This is a genomic window from Bradyrhizobium sp. 141 (genome assembly GCF_023074055.1).
GTDB lineage: Bacteria > Pseudomonadota > Alphaproteobacteria > Rhizobiales > Xanthobacteraceae > Bradyrhizobium.
This window is the reverse complement of sequence record NZ_JADPKR010000112.1, coordinates 83875-100981: the sequence shown is the minus strand read 5'-3', so window position 1 is coordinate 100981 and position 17107 is coordinate 83875. Positions and strand designations below refer to the sequence as shown.

The 17107-nt window shown below is 64.2% G+C and carries 15 protein-coding genes and 1 pseudogene; 1 reads left to right on the top strand and 15 read right to left on the bottom strand.

Going from position 1 to position 17107, the window contains the following annotated elements; genetic code table 11:
* Positions 1-128: 128 nt before the first annotated feature.
* The 14 genes and pseudogenes from IVA81_RS37405 to IVA81_RS37340 all read right to left on the bottom strand — a co-directional run bounded on the left by IVA81_RS37405 (position 129) and on the right by IVA81_RS37340 (position 15157).
* Positions 129-1085 carry an ABC transporter substrate-binding protein gene (locus IVA81_RS37405; RefSeq protein ID WP_247327534.1) on the bottom strand — a complete coding sequence of 319 codons (957 nt, stop codon included), beginning with the start codon at positions 1083-1085 and terminating at the stop codon, positions 129-131.
* A 248-nt stretch (positions 1086-1333) separates the two neighbouring features.
* Positions 1334-2293, bottom strand: a complete 960-nt coding sequence (locus IVA81_RS37400) for an alpha/beta hydrolase (protein ID WP_247327531.1) — start codon at positions 2291-2293, stop codon at positions 1334-1336.
* A gap of 176 nt (positions 2294-2469) precedes the next feature.
* Positions 2470-2976, bottom strand: a complete 507-nt coding sequence (locus IVA81_RS37395) for a phasin family protein (RefSeq protein ID WP_247327527.1) — start codon at positions 2974-2976, stop codon at positions 2470-2472.
* 270 nt (positions 2977-3246) lie between these two features.
* The gene (locus IVA81_RS37390) at positions 3247-4443 is read right to left on the bottom strand and encodes a PHB depolymerase family esterase (RefSeq protein WP_247327524.1); all 1197 of its coding nucleotides are present in this window, start codon (positions 4441-4443) and stop codon (positions 3247-3249) included.
* A 3-nt stretch (positions 4444-4446) separates the two neighbouring features.
* Entirely contained in the window at positions 4447-4866 is a 420-nt protein-coding gene (locus IVA81_RS37385; protein ID WP_247327522.1) for a CopG family transcriptional regulator, read from the bottom strand.
* Positions 4867-5160: 294 nt separating this feature from the next.
* Positions 5161-5979 carry an alpha/beta hydrolase gene (locus IVA81_RS37380; protein WP_247327519.1) on the bottom strand — a complete coding sequence of 273 codons (819 nt, stop codon included), beginning with the start codon at positions 5977-5979 and terminating at the stop codon, positions 5161-5163.
* Positions 5980-6122: 143 nt separating this feature from the next.
* Positions 6123-6227: pseudogene (locus IVA81_RS37375) on the bottom strand (alpha/beta hydrolase); the annotation flags it as partial.
* A 174-nt stretch (positions 6228-6401) separates the two neighbouring features.
* Positions 6402-8042, bottom strand: coding sequence for an amidase family protein (locus IVA81_RS37370; protein ID WP_247327516.1), 1641 nt, complete (start codon positions 8040-8042; stop codon positions 6402-6404).
* 204 nt (positions 8043-8246) lie between these two features.
* Positions 8247-9743, bottom strand: coding sequence for an ABC transporter substrate-binding protein (locus IVA81_RS37365; RefSeq protein WP_247327515.1), 1497 nt, complete (start codon positions 9741-9743; stop codon positions 8247-8249).
* Positions 9744-9799: 56 nt separating this feature from the next.
* Positions 9800-10804: an oligopeptide/dipeptide ABC transporter ATP-binding protein gene (locus IVA81_RS37360; RefSeq protein ID WP_247327514.1), complete on the bottom strand. Its 1005-nt coding sequence runs from the start codon at positions 10802-10804 to the stop codon at positions 9800-9802.
* Entirely contained in the window at positions 10801-11814 is a 1014-nt protein-coding gene (locus IVA81_RS37355; RefSeq protein WP_247327513.1) for an ABC transporter ATP-binding protein, read from the bottom strand. The genes IVA81_RS37360 and IVA81_RS37355 overlap by 4 nt, the downstream gene beginning before the upstream one ends.
* 2 nt (positions 11815-11816) lie before the next feature.
* A complete protein-coding gene (locus IVA81_RS37350) occupies positions 11817-12704 on the bottom strand; it encodes an ABC transporter permease (RefSeq protein WP_247327512.1) in 888 nt (295 codons plus the stop codon).
* A complete protein-coding gene (locus IVA81_RS37345) occupies positions 12701-13651 on the bottom strand; it encodes an ABC transporter permease (protein WP_247327511.1) in 951 nt (316 codons plus the stop codon). The genes IVA81_RS37350 and IVA81_RS37345 overlap by 4 nt, the downstream gene beginning before the upstream one ends.
* A gap of 84 nt (positions 13652-13735) precedes the next feature.
* Positions 13736-15157 carry an amidase gene (locus IVA81_RS37340; RefSeq protein ID WP_247327563.1) on the bottom strand — a complete coding sequence of 474 codons (1422 nt, stop codon included), beginning with the start codon at positions 15155-15157 and terminating at the stop codon, positions 13736-13738.
* 122 nt (positions 15158-15279) lie between these two features.
* On the opposite strand from IVA81_RS37340, the gene IVA81_RS37335 reads away from it, so the two are divergent.
* Positions 15280-16167 carry a LysR substrate-binding domain-containing protein gene (locus tag IVA81_RS37335; protein ID WP_247327510.1) on the top strand — a complete coding sequence of 296 codons (888 nt, stop codon included), beginning with the start codon at positions 15280-15282 and terminating at the stop codon, positions 16165-16167.
* Positions 16168-16171: 4 nt separating this feature from the next.
* On the opposite strand, the gene IVA81_RS37330 is transcribed toward IVA81_RS37335, so the two are convergent.
* Entirely contained in the window at positions 16172-17107 is a 936-nt protein-coding gene (locus IVA81_RS37330; RefSeq protein WP_247327509.1) for a carbohydrate kinase, read from the bottom strand.

The following is a 17107-nucleotide window of genomic DNA, read 5'->3' as shown; positions in this document are numbered from 1 at the left end:
GTCAAAGGTTGCCTTGGTCCGCTCGCATCGCCCTGTTCGGGTTACCTTCAGGAAGCAGACCTCGCTGCACTCAGAGCTAAGGTCAGGGCGGGGCCACAACCGGACTCATGCAGTACAGCAACTAGTCCCTATTCGATCACCTCGTCGGCACGGACGAGTAACGAGGGCGGCACGGTGAGGCCGAGAGCTTTGGCAGTCTTCATGTTGATCACAAGCTCGAACTTGGTCGGTTGCTCTACTGGCAGATCGGAGGGCTTGGTGCCCTTGAGGATCTTGTCGACGTAGCCGCCTGCACGGCGGAACAGATCGGCTATATCGGGGCCGTAGACGACCAATCCGCCATTGGCGAATTGTCGGAAGAAATAAATCGCGGGCAAATGATACTCCGCCGCGAGCGCGACAACTCGCGGGGCTTGGCGAATGGTCAGATAGTCGCCAAAAACAATCATTGCGTCGGCGCGCTGGGCGGCTGCCGAAGCAAAGGCGGTGTCGAGTTCCTCGGCCTTGGTCGCCTCGACTATAGGCAGGGCCACGGTGCGCTTCCGGGGTACCTCCTCGGCTAACAGCAGCCTGTGCATTTGGTTGTCCCGATTGACTAAGAGCGCAATTTTCGTAGCACCCGGTACGAGTTCCCGGAGGATTTCGATTTGTTTTCCGATGAAATCTCCCGGCACCCACGTCGTAAAACCGGTCATGTTGCCGCCCGGCCGCGACAGGCTTTGCACGAGGCCAAGCCCCACAGGATCGGCCACAGCCACGAACACGATCGGAATGGTAGTGGTTGCCGATTTCATGGCTACGGCTCCTTGCGGCGCGGCGGCGACTATCAGATCGGGAGTTAGCGCCACCAATTCCGCAGCTAAAGCTGGCGTGCGATCCGGGGTTTCGGCATAAGGACGATATTCGATGAGCAGGTTCTTGCCCTCAATCCAACCCCTTTCGCGCAAGCCGGTGCGCCACGCTTCGCGAGCTATCGGATCCAAGAAACCGAACAAACCGATTCGCCGAGGCGGCCCTTGCGCCCGCAAACGCCTTGGCGAAGCGAGCAGCGCCGCAGTGCCCGCTATGAACTCCCGCCGCTTCATTCGATCCTCATCGCAGCTTGAGGACGACGGTCGCGAGAGTATCACGCCTTGATGGTCGTCGCACTCATTGCGGGTGCAAGTGCTGCGTCGCAAATGCGCGTGGCGCAGGTCGGTTATGGGTCCAAAAGCGGCGGTCGGGGCAAGTGAGGCTGCGCGTCCGGTCTACTACCAACAGCAGAACACCCACATCGGCTCAGCCTTATTCAGCTAAGGGCCACTTCCGGACGCCCGCATTGCAACAGGAAACCCTATGCGGTCCTCGGCGGTGCGGTGTGCGCCAGCGCCGCGACGGCATCCGCTATTCCCGGCGAATCTGCATAGGTGACCATGTGACCGGCATCCTCGACCAGATGTAGCAAGGAGCGGGGCACCGCCTCATGCATGCGGCGCGACTGGTCGGGCTCGATGAGCCGGTCACCCTTCCCATGAAGGATCCTAACGGGGCACCGGATACCCTGATACTGAAGCTGCAATTGCGCGGCAGCTGGAATAAGGAACGCGCTCTCCTCGGCGGCCGCCCTCAACTGCTTGGGCCGGAGAGCCAACGAGATCGGAAATTCATTCTTGAATTTCGGCGGAATGGCACGCGGCGCGAACAGCGTGCGCATCAGCTTCGGCGCAATAGCCCACGATATGATCGGCGAGATAGTGTAGCGCATCAGATCCCCGAGCAGCGGCAGTGCCGGACCTGACATGAGCCAAAAGTCCATCCGAGAGGTTGGAAAATAGTAGCCGGACACAAGCACGAGCCCACTCACGGCATAACCGCTTCTCAGCGCCAGCGCGATTGCCACCAGCGTTCCCCAGGAGTGGCCGACCACCACGGGATTGCGCACTCCAAGCTGATCAAGAGCCTTCGCGAACAAGGAAGCTTGCGTTGTGGGCGTCCAGATGCGCGTGCGCGGACGGTCGCTGTAGCCAAACCCTGGCCGGTCGAAGCAAACGACGCGATAGTTGTGGGCCAGGTGGTCGACCAAACCGCTTAGGACGAGATCCTGAATCATGGTGCCGTTCCCGTGAAACAGGACCACGCAAGGCGCGGCGGCATCGCCCCGTTCGATATAGTGAAGGCGCACTCCGTCGCACTCGGTAAAGACGCCGATCGGCGGATTCTTTCGCTCCGCTGCCACCTGAAACGCGATGTTGCCTAGGATCAGAACGACAAGTCCCGCCAAAACGATCAGCATAACGGCTTCAGTTATGGACATGGTGTCAACCTCCATTCCTGATCGCGGGTCCCTCGGATTGGTGGCATCTAGCCCGCTAAGGGCTGCTGATTTCGCTCCCTCGTTGTGAGCCGCTCTCCCAGCCGAAAGAACCGTGATCGGCGCGTACGTGATCCGCGTTTGCGTCCATCCTTTGCCGCAGCGGGTACGGCTTGCAGTTATCGTCCCGGCAGAGCCGTGAGCTCTCGGGGCGGCTCGATGCGCCAGAACGGATATGCCGCCAATTCTTTCGAATGCTGCCCGAACATATCGACCCGTCTGCTTGTAAACTCGGTAATGACGGCGAAAAATTCAGTTGGTGACCTGATCGTCGCGAGTCTCAGGCCGAAATCAAAGGCAAATTGCACGTTGGCCTGGGCCATCTCAAGAAGCTTTGCTTGGTACGCCTGCGTGTTTGCCGTGGCTAAAGCAAAGCCCTTCATTGGATCGCTAACAATCATTCTGAGGTCACCTGGCAAGGCATCCACCCGAGGCTCAATGATAGGAACCTCGTGTTTAGGATCATCCTGAAACTTAAGAGGTGGTTCAATTGAGGCTGCCGCAACAGAGCGAAGTAGATTCTCTGTCGAGCTTTTAACAATGGCCTGCTTGTTCCGTTGGGCCCGCGCGGCAATTTTCGGATTGCGAGCGCGCTTTGACGCTGGTGCCGGTTTGCGTTTGCTCATCTGACGCTCCAAGAATATGGGGGTGCGACCACACGGTCATTTCTGAACGGACAACAGGCTTTGCGATGTGGCGTTCCAAACCCGCGCATTGTTGGAGTCCCGCATGAACTGAGATCAATCGCACGTTCTGCGATGTGGACGATGATTTCAGGTAGCAACTCCAACCAACAAACGTCTAGCTGGCGATCTTCCAGACCTGTGCTCAACGGACGTCGGCCTGAGAACAATTAGCTCTCCGCGCGTTGTGCTTTGCGGCGACTCCGCAAGCATTCATGCCTTGATCGCGAGCGAATGCTCGAGGAAGAAGCGCAGCATTTCCCTCGTCGCATCCGGGCCCTGCGGATCAGTGTAGGACCCGGCGGGACTGCCGCCTGACCACGCGTGTCCGGCGCCATCGATGTTCCAGTGTTCGGAGATCGCCCGACCGGCCCCGTCGGTTAGGACCGTGCGAGTATAGGCATGGCCGTGGGGTACGCGTCCGCGAAGTACCTTCGTCGTCGGTCTCATTGCTCCGGCGGACTGCTCGATAATCTGGTCGCCATTCTTGGGATGCACCGTCGTGTCGCGATTTCCATGGAAAACGATGGTCGGCACAGAAGTTTTGCCATCCGCAATTGCCTTGGAGCCGCCTCCCTGCCGCATGGCGACGAACGCGGAGGGAAGATCGCTCGCGGCTCCGCACGCGAGGCCTGAATGAATGCCGACCGCCGCATACAGGTCGCCATACGTTGCGCCCATGATGGCGGCGGCGGCCCCGCCGGCCGACAGACCCGCGACGTATACGCGCTTCGGATCGATCGCATGGTCGCGCATGATCTGGCGGGTAATGCCGGCGATTATCGAGGGCTCGCCCCCGCCGCGGCGCTGGTCACCGGTGCGAAACCAGTTCCAGCACTTCGACTGGTTGGCTCCGCTCGGCTGCTCAGGATAGACCACGAAGCAATTCTGCTCTTCCGCCAAGAAGTTCATCCGGGTGCCGGCCGCGAAATCGTCCGGCGACTGGGTGCAGCCATGAAGCATCACGATCAGCGGAAGCCGTCGTCCCTCACAGCGGCTTGGGATGAACAGCTTGTAGGTCCGGCTTCCCGCGGCGTTACTGAAAGTACCGGCAATAAACCGTGTGCCCTCGGGCATGATGTCCGATGGGGACAGAGGAGCGCGCGTGATCGGACTTCGCAGGCCGAGCCCGGAAAAATCCCCCATGCCGTCGAGCGGTAAGGAGCGTCTGCGTCCCTGAGCAGAGCGGGCCGGCGAGATCTGCGGAGCTTCCCGCTCCTCGACGACGTCGGCCGTGGCGTCGATGGTAAGCGGATCGAGCCGCGGGAAGCGAGCCTGAGCGGCGTTGCGATGCTCTGGTTTTGGAGCGCTACCGCCGTGGAGCATGCGCTGCAGGAGCGCGGTGGCCTCGACCAGTTGGCCGGCACGCGTGAGGCGGGTTGCTTCGCGGACTATGTCTTGATTCAGCATCGTTCACCTCATTCTGTCGGCGAGAGCGGCCTTGACCGCGGGAGTGGCGTGAAGGGCCCCCAGCACCGAGACCGACGCGATTGTGGCGCGAGCCAACTCGGGAGTGACGTCCTGGGCGATGGTGGCTAAGCCCAAAACATTGATCTGCAGCATTTCGCCGGCGCGCCGCACCGCTTCGAGATCCTCGCGAGTGTAGTTGCGCAGCCCGAGGTCCAGGTTCTTCCGGGCCGTGGATTGTCTGACGACCTCTACGTGGCGCTCGAGCTGGTTCCGGATTGCTGTCCGGATGAAATCGGTCCGGTTCGAATAGAACCCTTCCTGCACCATGAGATCGACATGACCGAGGTCGACATAGCCAAGGTTGATCGTGATCTTCTCGGTGTCGGGGACCTTGGGTCGCAGCTCGCGCACATTATCGGCCATAGATAACATCCATTCTTACCATCCTCCTGGATGGTGTATGGATGTCATCTAGATACTTCCAAGCTCCTTTCAAGGGCGTGGCGAAGGACGGCTTTGGGTCAAAATCGGCGGTCGGGGCAAGTGAGGCTGCGCGTCCGGTCTCCTTCCAACAGCAGACACCCAAATCGGCTCAGCCTTATTCAGCTAAGGGCCCAAAAGCGGCTGTCGCATACCGTCACTTGAACTGGAAGGAGAGGCCGCCTTGCAAACGGCATCTCCTTCGTGCGGGAAGGCGATGATGGATGAGAGATGTCGTCAAGATCTGATGAACGAGAGCAGGTCGGGGTTGAGGACATCCGCATGCGTGGTTAGCATGCCATGGGGGTAGCCGGGATAGGTCTTCAGCGACCCGTTCCTGAGCAAGTCAACTGCACGCGGCACGGAACTTGCGAACGGGACGACTTGATCAGCCTCGCCATGCATCACCAGCACCGGCACGGTGATCTTCTTGAGGTCTTCAGTATAATCTTCGAGCCAAGAGTCGACAGTCGCGTAGTGAGCGAGAGCACCGCCGGCCATGCCTTGGCGCCACCAGTTCGCAATGATTGCCTCCGAAGGCTTGGCCCCATCGAGGTTGTACCCGTAGAACGGATTCTCAGGGACGAAACGGTAAAATTCCGACCGGTTGCCCAGCACGCCTGCCCGGATCGCTTCGAACCACTCCGGCGGTTGACCGGAAGCGTTGTTCTCGCTCCGGTACATGTTCGGCGTCAGTGAAGCGACCAGAACCGCCTTCGCGACGCGCTCCTGGTGGCGAGCGACATAGCGAGCCACCTCACCGCCACCTGTCGAGTGCCCGATGTGGATCGCGTCGCGCAGGTTGAGGTGTTCAGTCAGGGCCGCGAGGTCGTCAACCCAATGGTCCATGTCGTTGCCGGTGCTGGGCTGGTCGGACCGGCCGTGGCCGCGCCGGTCGTGGGCGATCACCCGATACCCGTGATGAAGGAAGAACGTCATCTGGGCATCCCAGTCGTCCGCTGTCAGCGGCCAACCGTGGCTGAAGACGATCGGCTGCCCTGATCCCCAATCCTTGTAGAAGATGTTTACACCGTCGTTAGTAGTGATCGTGGACATCGAGTCGCTCCATCTGCGCTGTCAGACGTTTTATTGAAAGGACAGCGACTAATTGATCCATTGAGCCACGCGTTACTCAATTTCGCGGGCAGAGTTTTAGAATTGCGGCCCCGGAGAGCCATTGCCTGGGCAACACCCGACCGCCGACCCAACGTGCGCTTCACGGTCTCGACGTCGTCCGCGTAGCTGTTGAGTCCGTATTGAACGGCGATCACTTCATGGCCATCGGCTTGCAAGGTCGGGATCACCTTGCCGAAGCACGGTCGCGACTACAAACCTCATCATGATGATGGTGGAAGGACACAGCTACGTCTTTCGAAAAAGCCCGAAGTAGAAGCTTGCGCGCAGGTCCGCTTTACCATCCAGAACAGACATCCGGATTTGGTCGTGCAGGTCCTATGGCTCACCTCGAGGGGTTCGATCTAAACGCCCGGCAGACCCGGCGGCGGTTTGCGCATGTTGGAGGCCTGCTCATACGCGTAGGCCAGACGCAGCAGCTTGTGCTCGCTCCAGGCCCGGCCTGCGAAGGTGATGCCGAGAGGGTAGTCGGGCGTGTCCTTGCCGTCTGCTCCCGAGATGAAGCCGGCCGGCACCATGACGCTGGGATAGCCCGCCTTGGCGGCGATCCCGCAGCCCTCACTTCCGGGGAATAGCACCGCGTCGAGCTTGTGCTGGTTCATGTAGGCGTCCATGCCGCGCGTCCTGGCGGAAAGCAAATCCATGGCGCGTGCCGACTTGTATTCGCGCTCGCTCAAATCGCCTCTGGTCATGTTGGCGGCGAGGAAGTGGTCCTGGCCAAAGCGCAGCGCCTTCTCCGCATGCGCGACGTTGAAGGTCACGATATCGGCAATGCTTCTGATCTCGGTGTTGGTCGCCCAATCCCTGAGGTAGAGGTCGAGATCGCGTTTCAGCTCGTAAAGGAAGACCACCGGCGGCCTCGCGACAGTGCCCTTGTGGCGACTCAGCGGATTGCGGTTCAGCACGGCCATCGTCGTACCCGGCCCGCCGATCCAGCCGGGCGTCGGCATATTGGCGCGCACGATGACGGCGCCGAGATCTTCCAGCACCGTAATCGCGTCAGCGAGCACCTTGGCCGACCTCGGCGGCAGCTTGCCGTAGTAGGGATCGTTCAGCGGGTCGGCCGGGTCGCTCGGCACGCCGATGCGCGCACCCTTCTTCGCATCGCGCGTGAGGCCGGCCGTGTAATCGGCCGGCCGCCTTTGCCGCTCCGTCACGGGGTCGAGCGGATCCCTGGCGGCCAGCACGTTCAGCAGTATGGCCGCATCGCGCACGGTACGCGTCATCGGCCCTGCCGTGTCCTGGCTGTGCGCGATCGGCACGATGCCGGCGCGGCTGACGAGTCCGACCGTCGGCTTGACGGTAACGAGGCCATTCTGGCTGGCGGGGTACAGCAGCGAGCCCGAGGTCTCGGTGCCAACAGAGGCCGCGCACAGGCCGGCCGCCACGGCGACCGCCGAACCCGCGCTCGATCCGCCCGGCGGCACGACCGGGATGCCGCGATCGTCCATCAGCGTCGGCGCATAGGGGTTCTTCACCTGGCCGCCGAGCGAGGAGTAGCCCGCGGGCATGTCGACCGCGAGCATGTTGGAAAACTCGGTCAGGTTCGCCTTGCCCAGGATCACCGCGCCGGCATCGCGCAGCAGCTTGACGATTGTGGCGTCGTCCCTTGCATGCGCGCCTTCCAGCGCCAGCGAGCCCGCGGTCGTCGGCTGCTTGTCGCCGGTGGCGATGTTGTCCTTCACCAGGACCGGGATTCCGGCCAGCGGCTGCTTGGCCGATAGTTTTGTGCCGTCGAGCTTGCCCGCGATCCCAAGCGCGTCGGGATTGAGCACGCGCACGGCGTTGAGCGCAGGCCCGCCGCGATCATAGGCCTCGATGCGCGCAAGGTAGGTCTTGGTCAGCGCCGTCGCATCGATCTGCCCACTGGCCAGGGCCTGAGCGATATCGCTCATCGATGCATTGTCGAGTTTCAGGGTGACCGGCGGCTCGGCGCTAACGGCCGCTGCGACGATGCCGGCATCGCGGCGCGGTGGCTTGTTCACGGCTGCCTCACCTGACGACGCGTCCCTCACCATGAGACCGCGATGATGGCATCATGCCAGCGTGTTGCCCGACGGGTCAACGTCGGAGCGCATCGCGCCAGCCATGGCAGCATGCAACGCGCAAGCCATTGAAATGACTACACCCGGCTACTGTGCATGGGGTTGTTTTTCAGGTTTTGTTTTAGGGCACGTGCTGACCCCGCCCTACTCCCAATACCACGTCGAGAAATCGTTCTCGTATTGCGGCACGTCCTTCCAGACGCCCTTCAGCTTCTTGTTGGTGATGGTGATCAGCTGCGGCTGGTACAGGTAGGCGGAGACGGCGTCGGTCGCGAGCATACGCTGGGCGTCGCCCAGCAGCTTTGCGCGGGCGGCCTCATCCGGCGTCGACACGATCTTCTTGTAGAGCGCGTTGAACGCCTCGTTGTTGTAGCCGAGATAATAGTCCGCCTCGGTGATCTTGACGAGATCGAACGGCTCGACATGGCTGACGATGGTCAGATCGAAATTGTGCGGACCATTGCCGGCGAACACCTGCGACAGCCATTGCGCCCATTCGACGTTCTCGATCTTGGCGATGATGCCGACCTTGGCGAGCTGGGCCGCGGCGATCTCGCCGCCCTGCCGCGCATAGGACGGAGGCGGCAGCTTCAGCGACAATTCGAGCGGCGTGGTGACGCCGGCCTCTGCGAGCAGCTTCTTGGCCTTCTCGGGGTCGTAGGGGTTGATGCCGGTGGTGTCGACATAGCCGAGCGCGCCCGGCACGTAGAAGCTGCCAATCGGCGTGCCGAAACCGTCGACGGCGCCGTCGATCATCGCCTTGCGGTCGATCGCGGCGAGGATGGCGCGGCGGACGCGGACGTCGTCGAGCGGCTTCTTGCGGTGGTTGATCGCGACGATGGTCTTGGCCCTGGAGCCCCCGACCAGCACCGTGAAGCGCGGATCGGCCTTGAACTGCGCCATGGCGCGCTGTGCGGCGACCCGCGGAAAGGCGTCGACGTCGCCCGAGAGCAGCGCGGCGGTCTGCGCCGCCGGCTCCGAGATGAAGCGGATCGTCACCTTGGACAGCTTGACCGCGGCGGCGTTCCGGTAGTCGGCCCATTTGGTCAGCGTGATGGAGGAGCCCTTGGCCCAGGCCCCGAGCTGATAGGGCCCGGTGCCGACCGGCTGCGTGATGTTGGTGGCAGCGCTCTTCGGCTCGACGATCGAGCCGCCCGCCTGCCCCAGCAGGAACGGCAGGTTCGGCTCGCCATATTTCAGGGTGATCACGACCGTATCGGCATCCGGCGCCTCGACCTTCTCGAAAGCCTGGTACAGGCTCTTGTCCTTGTTGGTGCTGGTCGGCGCGGCGTTGCGCTCGAACGAGAACTTCACCGCGGCGGAATCGAACGGCTCGCCATTGTGGAATTTGACGCCCTTGCGCAGCTTGAACGTATAGGTCTTCAGGTCGGGCGATGCGGTCCAGCTCTCGGCCAGCAGCGGCGAGACGGAGCCATCCTCGTTGATCTTGGTCAGGGTCTCGTAGATGTTGTAGAGCGTGACCTCGGCGATCGCGGCAGCGGCGGCATTGGTCGGATCGAGCCCCGGGGGCTCCAGCGCCATCGCCATGACGACGCTGTCCTTCTTGCTCTGCGCCAGCACGGGCAAAGGCGCCGCGATGAGCGCGGCGGCAAAGGCGACGATCGATAGTTTCCTGAACATCTCGTAACTCCCCGGCCCTGTTCCGTTCCAAGCCTACGCCAATCCCGCGCCGGACACTAACCTTCCATGGCCGCCTGCGGCAACGCCATCACGGCCTCCGCCCTGTGGCAGGCGGCAAGGTGTCCCTCGCCCATCTTGCGTAACTCAGGCGGAACCTCGCGGCAATGCTGGTCGGCGAGCGGACAGCGCGCGACATAGGGGCATCCGGTCGTGGCCGCCGATTGCGAGGCGATCGCCTGGCCCCCGCGTCGCCGCCGACCACCGCCGGCGCGCGCCCGCGGCACCGCGTCCAGCAGCGCCCGCGTGTAGGGATGGGCGCAATGCTCGAACAGATCTTCGGGCCGGCCCTGCTCGACGATGCGGCCGAGATACATCACCGCGACCTCGTCGCAGAGATAGTCGACGACGGCGAGGTCATGGCTGATCAGGATAAAGCTCAGGCCGAACTGCTCCTGGAGGTCCTGCATCAGGTTCAGCACCTGCGCCTGCACGGAGACGTCGAGCGCGGAGACCGGCTCGTCGGCGACGATCAGCTTGGGCTGGGTGATCAGCGCGCGCGCAATGGCGATGCGCTGACGCTGACCGCCTGAGAATTCGTGCGGATATTTGTCCATGTCCGCGTCGCGCAAGCCGACCTGGCGCAGCGCGTCGGCGACACGTTCGCCGAACGTGGCCCGATCGACCCCCTCCAGCACCGTCAGCGGCTCGGCGACGATGCGGGCGATGGTCTGACGCGGATCGAGCGAGCCGTAAGGGTCCTGGAACACCATCTGGAAATCGCGGCGGGCACGACGCAGCTCGTCGGCGGAGATGCGATTGAGATCGCGGCCGAGCAGCGCGACCTGCCCCGATGTCGGCCGCTCCAGCGCCATCACCAGCCGCGCGAATGTCGACTTGCCCGAACCGGATTCGCCGACGACGCCGAGGCTCTTGCCGGCGGCAACCTGCACACTCACGCCATTGAGCGCGCGCACCTGCCCCGGCGGGCGAAACAGGCTTTCCCGCGGCAGGGCGTAGCGCTGTTCGAGATCCTTCACGTCGAGAAGCGGCGCGGTGCTCATGCGATCAGCGCTCCGACGCGTTCTGCCATCGCGACATCAGTCCTGATGCAACGCACGAAGTGCCCAGGTCCGACGTCGACCATCGGTGGAAGCGCGGCGCGGCACTGACCGATCACGAGCGGACATCGGTCGGAGAAGGTGCAGCCGGAAGGCAGATCGGCAAGCTCCGGCACGGTGCCCGAGATCGTCTTCAACCGCGTCCCCTTGCGCGCGCCGAGCTTCGGCCGGGCGCGAAACAGGCCCTGCGTATAGGGATGGCCCATGCGGCGGAATACCTCGTCGGTCGGACCGCTCTCGACGACGGTGCCGCCATACATCACCATCATGCGCTGCACGTTTTCGGCGATGACGCCGAGATCATGCGAGATCAGGATCATCGACATGCCGCGCTCCTCGACGAGATCGGCGATGAGGTCGAGGATCTGGCCCTGGATGGTGACGTCGAGCGCGGTGGTCGGCTCGTCCGCAATCAGGAGGTCCGGCTCGCAGGCGAGCGCCATGGCGATGGTGATACGCTGGCGCTGGCCGCCGGAAAATTGGTGCGGATAGGCATCGATGCGCCGGGCCGGGTCGGGCAGCCCGACGCGATCGAGCAAGGCGATCGCTTCCTTGCGCGCCTGCGCCGCCGAATGCCTCTTGTGACGCCGCAGCGGCTCGGCAACCTGATGCCCGATCGTGTGCATCGGATTGAGCGCGCTCATCGGCTCCTGGAAGATCATGCTGATGCGGTTGCCGCGCAGGCGGCAATAATCCGCGTCCGGTAATCGCGCGATCTCGTTGCCGTCAAGCTTGATGCTGCCCGAGACCACGGCGCTGTCAGGCAGCAGCCCCATCAGCGACATCGCGGTGACCGACTTGCCGCAGCCGGACTCACCAACCAGCCCCAGCGTCTCACCGCGCTTCAGGGAGAAGCTGACGCCGCGCACGGCTTGTGCCGGCCCGCGGCTGGTATTGAGCCGCACGCCGAGATTGGCAACCTCGATCAGCGACATGTTGGAGCGATCACCCATCATCATCGCTCCCGTGCCAGTCTGGGATCGAGCAGGTCGCGCAATCCGTCGCCGAGAAGATTGAGACCGAGCACCGCGATGGCAATCGCAGCGCCCGGATAGACTGCGAGCATCGGCGACTGGAACAGCAGCGTCTGCGCATCGTTCAGCATCCGCCCCCAGGACGGCTGCGGCGGCTGCGTGCCAAGGCCGAGATAGGACAAGGCCGCCTCGGCAAGGATGGCAAGCGCGAACTGGATGGTGACCTGCACGATCAGGATCGACAGGATGTTGGGCAGGACGTGCTCGATGGTGATGCGGAAGCGTCCCTTGCCCGCGGCACGCGCGGCCAGCACGAATTCGCGCGCCCAGATCGCGTTGGCCGAGCCGCGCGTCAGCCGGGTCAGCGTCGGAATCTGGAAGATGCCGATCGCGACGATCGAGGTCACCATGCCCGGTCCCGCGACCGCGGCGAGCATGATCGCGGACAGCACGGCCGGAAAGGCGAAGGTGAAGTCTGAGAAGCGCATGATGATCTCTTCGGTCCAGCCGCGCCGGGCCGACGCGATCAAGCCGAGCGTGACGCCAAAGGTGAGACCGATGCTGACGGCGATGATACCAACCATGATGGTGGAGCGGGCGCCGGCGAGCAGCAGCGAGACGATATCCCGGCCGAAGGAATCGGTGCCGAGCCAGTGCGCTGCCGAGGGCGGCCGGAGCTTTGAAGCGATGTCGATCTCGTAGGGCGACCACGGCGTCCACAGCAGCGAGAGCAGCGCGGAGGCGAGCACCAGCAAGCTCAGCGCACCGCCGATCACGAAGCTGCGGTGGCGCAGCGCGCGGCGCCAGAATGTCCGGGCCGGCAGCGGGCGCGTTGCGAGCGGCAGGTCAATGGTCAGGGGCTCGCTCACAGGTCGTGGACCTTGATGCGGGGATCGATGAAGGCATAGAGCACGTCGACCACGAAATTGACGATGACGACCATGGTCGCGAGCAGCATCACGCAATTGCGCACCACGATGAGGTCGCGGTTGGCGATCGACTGGAAGATCAGGCGGCCGAGGCCCGGCAGATAGAACACGTTCTCGATCACGATGGTGCCGGCAAGCAGGTTGGCGAATTGCAACCCCATCACGGTCATCACCGGAATCATCGCATTGCGCAGCACGTGGCCCCACAGCACTTCGCGCTTGCCGAGCCCCTTCGCACGCGCGGTGCGGACGAAATCCTCACGCAGCACTTCCAGCACGGCCGAACGGGTGACGCGCGCCAGGATCGCGGCCTGCACCACCGCGAGCGAGATTGCCGGCAGCAGCAGCGACTTCACGCCGGACCAGATGCCGTCCTCCCAGCCCGCAAAGCCGCCCGCCGAGAGCCATTGCAGCCGCACCGAGAACAACAGGACCAGCAGGATCGCAAACCAGAAATTCGGCAACGCGATGCCGACCTGCGTCAGCGACATCACACCGACGTCGCCAAGCTTGTTGTGGTTGGCGGCGGTGTAGATGCCGGCCGAGAGCGCCAGCGTCACCGTGATTGTCATGGCCATGATGGCGAGCGGAAACGTCAGGACGAGCCGCTCCGCGATCAGGCTGGCGACTGGCGTGCCGTAGACATAGGAATTGCCGAGATCGCCGGAGAGAAGTCCCCTGATCCAGTGCAAGTAACGAACCGCCAGCGGCTGGTCGAGCCCGAGCTTGACGGTGAGCGCGCGGACCGCGTCCGGCGAGGCGTCGGCGCCCATCAGCATCTGCGCGGCGTTGCCGGGAAGAGCATCGAGCACCAGGAAGATGATCAGCGAGGCGCCGACCAGCGTCGCCAGCAAGGTCAGGACACGTCGGAGGACAAAGACGCTCATGCGCGCTCGGCTTCGGGGCTTAACCGCAGCACGATCAACATGTCCGGACGCCCGAGGCAAGCTCTTTGCTGCATGCCCATCTCCTCAAGCCGGCCAGCGGGACAGAAGGTCGGTCGAAGCTTCGAACAGGGCGCTGACGCGCAGCAATTCGGCGTCGGCGCGGAAACGGCCGACGAGCTGGAGCCCGATCGGCAGGCCGTCGTGGCCGAAACCCGAGGGCAGGCTGACGGCGGGATGGCCGGTCATATTGAACGGCATAGTCCAGGGGAACCAGTTCGGCCGAACGCTGTCGAAATGCCGACCATCGATCTCGATGCTGCCGAACAACTCTTGGCTGATCGGCAACGCGGTGCGCGTGAGGGTCGGCATCGCCAGGAAGTGCCCTCGCGCAAGCAGCGATTGCACGCGGCGGAACAGCGCGGTGCGCGCGAACATCGCCTCCTGGTAGTCGACGCCGCTGACCTCGGTGGCGAGCGCGAGCTGCTTGAGGAAAGCCTCGCTCAGCTCGTCCTTGTGCTCGGCCGCGAGCTTTGCGAAGCGCGTACGCCAGACGGTGTGGTTGATGGCGCGCCAGATCGGCTCGATATCGAAACCTTCGCCGGAGAATTCCTCGAGCTCGGCGCCGAGCCCCGCCAGCCGGTCGAGGCTCGCCTTGAAGCTGGCGGCGACGTCGGCGGACACCGGACGGCCCGGCGGCGTCAGGCAATACAGTATCCGCTGTCCGTGCAGATCGCCGCGGGCGGCAGCCGTGCCGACGAAATCAGGCACGGGAACGCCGATCGACCACGGATCGCTGGGATCCTCGCCTGATATCGCCTGCATCATCAGCGCGGTGTCGGCGACGGTGCGGGTGGTCGGCGTGACATAGGTCTGGTTGCCGAACACGTCCAGCGCCTGGCTGTGCGGGATCACACCGTTGCTCTGCTTTAGGCCCACCACGCCGTTGCAGGCGGCGGGAATCCGCGTCGAGCCGCCGCCGTCGGTGGCGATCGCGAGCGGAGCGATGCCACTGGCAACCGCAACAGCCGCGCCGCCGCTGGAGCCGCCGGAGGAGCGCTCCGCGCTCCACGCATTGCGGGTGCGGCCGAACAAGGGCGAGTCCGTCAGGCATTTGCTGCCGAATTCCGGCGTCGTGGTCTTGCCGATCAGGATCGCGCCTTCGCTGCGCAGCCGCGCCACCGCAACGGCATCCTCATTCGGCACATTGTCCTTGTAGGGAACGGCGCCGAAGGTGGTCTTGACGCCCTTGGTGTTGACGATGTCCTTGACGGTGGCGGGGATGCCATGGAGCAGGCCGAGCGGCTCGCCCGCCATCACCTTGCGCTCCGCCGCGCGCGCCTCAGCCATCGCCTGCTCGCCACAGAGCGTGATGAAGCAGTTCAGCTCCGGCTGCAGCGCCTCGGCGCGGGCGAGCACGGCCCGGGTGATCTCGACGGGCGAAATCCGCTTTTCGGCGATGAGTCCCCGCAGTTCGGTTGCCGACAGGAGGCAGGGATCGCCGTTCATCGTCACATCACGCTCCGAAGCGGGCCTCCGTTGGCCCGACCATTGACAGCCAGAATGACAGTTTTGTTAACTCGCCGTCCAATACCATTTTGGTCGTCAACCCATATGTTTTCGGTATGCCAATGGATCTTCGCAGGCTCCGCTATTTCGTCGCCGTCGCCGAGGCGCGCAGCGTCGGCAAGGCCGCCGAGCGGCTGCGGATGGCGCAGCCGCCGCTCTCCGTCCAGATCCGCAAGCTGGAAGGCGAAATCGGCGCGCCGCTGTTCCGCCGCGGCACGCGCGGCATGGACCTGACCGAGGCGGGCCAGGCCCTGCTGGCGCGCGCCAGCGAGGCGCTGGCGCTTGCGGCCGACGGCGCCGAAGCTGCGCGTGCGGTTGCATCCGGGCGACGCGGCCGGCTGTCGGTTGGCTACATGTTCGTGCTGGCCAACGCGGTGCTGCCGCGCCTGATCCCCGAGCTGCGCCGCTCGATTCCCGGCGTCGACCTCGACTTCGCCGAGCTCAGCGCCTCGACGCGCGAGGGGCGGCTGCTCGACCGCAGCGTCACGGTCGCGCTATGCATGCCGGCGATCCATCACCCTGAAATCCAGGTGGCGCGGGTCGGCGCGCAAGCGTTCATGTTGGCGATGCCGATCCGCTCACCGCTCGCCCGCCTTGGCGCAGTGCCGATGGCGAAATTGCAGGGCCGCCCGCTGATCGCGCTGCCGTGGCCGGACCACGACCCCGCCTCCTCCGCGGTCGCGGCCTTGCTCCGGCGGCATCAAATCGTGATGCCGATTGCGAGCCGGGTGGAGACGGTGCATTCGGCGATGAGCCTGGTCCTGGCCGGTGAAGGCCTCGCCATCCTGCCAGCTTGCGCGCAGCTCGGCGCGCCACGCGGCATCGTGTTCAGGCCGCTGCGCGACGCCACCGACTCCATCGATATCGCAGTCTGCTGGCGGCGGGATTCTCAGAGCCCCCTGATCCGAACCTTCCTCAAATGCGCCGAGAAAGTCGTCGCGCCGCTGTGACGGGCTACAAGGGCCAGGTGATCTCACGGCTCCAGGGCGGGTCGGCGCCCGGGCGGGTGCAGGTCAGGCCGGCGCAATTGGCAGCAAAGGACAGCGCGCGGCGGAGCTCGTCCGCTCCGATGTCCTTCAATCGCGGCCGGGCAAGGCGCCCCTGCTTGTGCAGCGCGAACAGCAGCGCCGCCTGAAAGCTGTCTCCGGCGCCGATGGTGTCGGCGACCTCGACCTTCGGCGCGGTGACCTCGATCGCTCCTGCCCCCGCGTGCCACGCGATCGCGCCGTTGTTGCCGCGGGTGATGACGACGAGGCTCGCGCCCTGCCCCAGCAGCGCGCGCGCTCTCTGCTCGTAACGCTCGTCGCCGAAGAGATAAGCGAAGTCCACGTCCGACATCTTGATGAGATCGGCGCCGCCGGCGAACTCGGCCATGCGCGCCAGGTAGGCCGGCTTGTCCTTGACCAGATTGGGCCGGCAGTTCGGATCGAAGGAGATCGTCGAAGAGGATTGCGCATCCACGATCAGCGCTTTGGTCTCGGCGGCTCCCTGGTCGTTGACGAGCGTGGTCGAGCCGACATGGACGGCCTCAACCGTATCGAAGGGAATGGACCCGCGCCGGTAGGCCCAGTTTCGCGTCGCGGTCTCGGCATCATAGAAGGCATAGTGCGACTCGCCCGCGACGATGCGGACAAAGGCGAGCGTGGTCTGAAGGTCGCTGCGGGTGGCGAGGCTGAGGTCGACATGCGAGGCGGCCGCGTGATCCGCGATCATGCGCCCGAACAGGTCGGTCGCGATGCCGCCGACAAACCCGGTCGGCGCGCCGAGCCGCGCCATGCCGATCGCGACGTTAAGGCACGAGCCGCCGACCGCAGGCATCACCGCCTCGCGCCCGTCGGCGTTTCGCGTCGGCACGAAATCGATCAGCGCATCGCCGCTCGCAATCAGCAT

Bases quoted from the DNA above. Each gene is read 5' to 3' on its own strand.
- IVA81_RS37405 (WP_247327534.1), bottom strand. From the start codon at position 1,085: ATGAAGCGGCGGGAGTTCATAGCGGGCACTGCGGCGCTGCTCGCTTCG.
- IVA81_RS37400 (WP_247327531.1), bottom strand. From the start codon at position 2,293: ATGTCCATAACTGAAGCCGTTATGCTGATCGTTTTGGCGGGACTTGTC.
- IVA81_RS37395 (WP_247327527.1), bottom strand. From the start codon at position 2,976: ATGAGCAAACGCAAACCGGCACCAGCGTCAAAGCGCGCTCGCAATCCG.
- IVA81_RS37390 (WP_247327524.1), bottom strand. From the start codon at position 4,443: ATGCTGAATCAAGACATAGTCCGCGAAGCAACCCGCCTCACGCGTGCC.
- IVA81_RS37385 (WP_247327522.1), bottom strand. From the start codon at position 4,866: ATGGCCGATAATGTGCGCGAGCTGCGACCCAAGGTCCCCGACACCGAG.
- IVA81_RS37380 (WP_247327519.1), bottom strand. From the start codon at position 5,979: ATGTCCACGATCACTACTAACGACGGTGTAAACATCTTCTACAAGGAT.
- IVA81_RS37365 (WP_247327515.1), bottom strand. From the start codon at position 9,743: ATGTTCAGGAAACTATCGATCGTCGCCTTTGCCGCCGCGCTCATCGCG.
- IVA81_RS37360 (WP_247327514.1), bottom strand. From the start codon at position 10,804: ATGAGCACCGCGCCGCTTCTCGACGTGAAGGATCTCGAACAGCGCTAC.
- IVA81_RS37355 (WP_247327513.1), bottom strand. From the start codon at position 11,814: ATGGGTGATCGCTCCAACATGTCGCTGATCGAGGTTGCCAATCTCGGC.
- IVA81_RS37345 (WP_247327511.1), bottom strand. From the start codon at position 13,651: ATGAGCGTCTTTGTCCTCCGACGTGTCCTGACCTTGCTGGCGACGCTG.
- IVA81_RS37340 (WP_247327563.1), bottom strand. From the start codon at position 15,157: ATGAACGGCGATCCCTGCCTCCTGTCGGCAACCGAACTGCGGGGACTC.
- IVA81_RS37335 (WP_247327510.1), top strand. From the start codon at position 15,280: ATGGATCTTCGCAGGCTCCGCTATTTCGTCGCCGTCGCCGAGGCGCGC.
- IVA81_RS37330 (WP_247327509.1), bottom strand. From the start codon at position 17,107: ATGCTGATTGCGAGCGGCGATGCGCTGATCGATTTCGTGCCGACGCGA.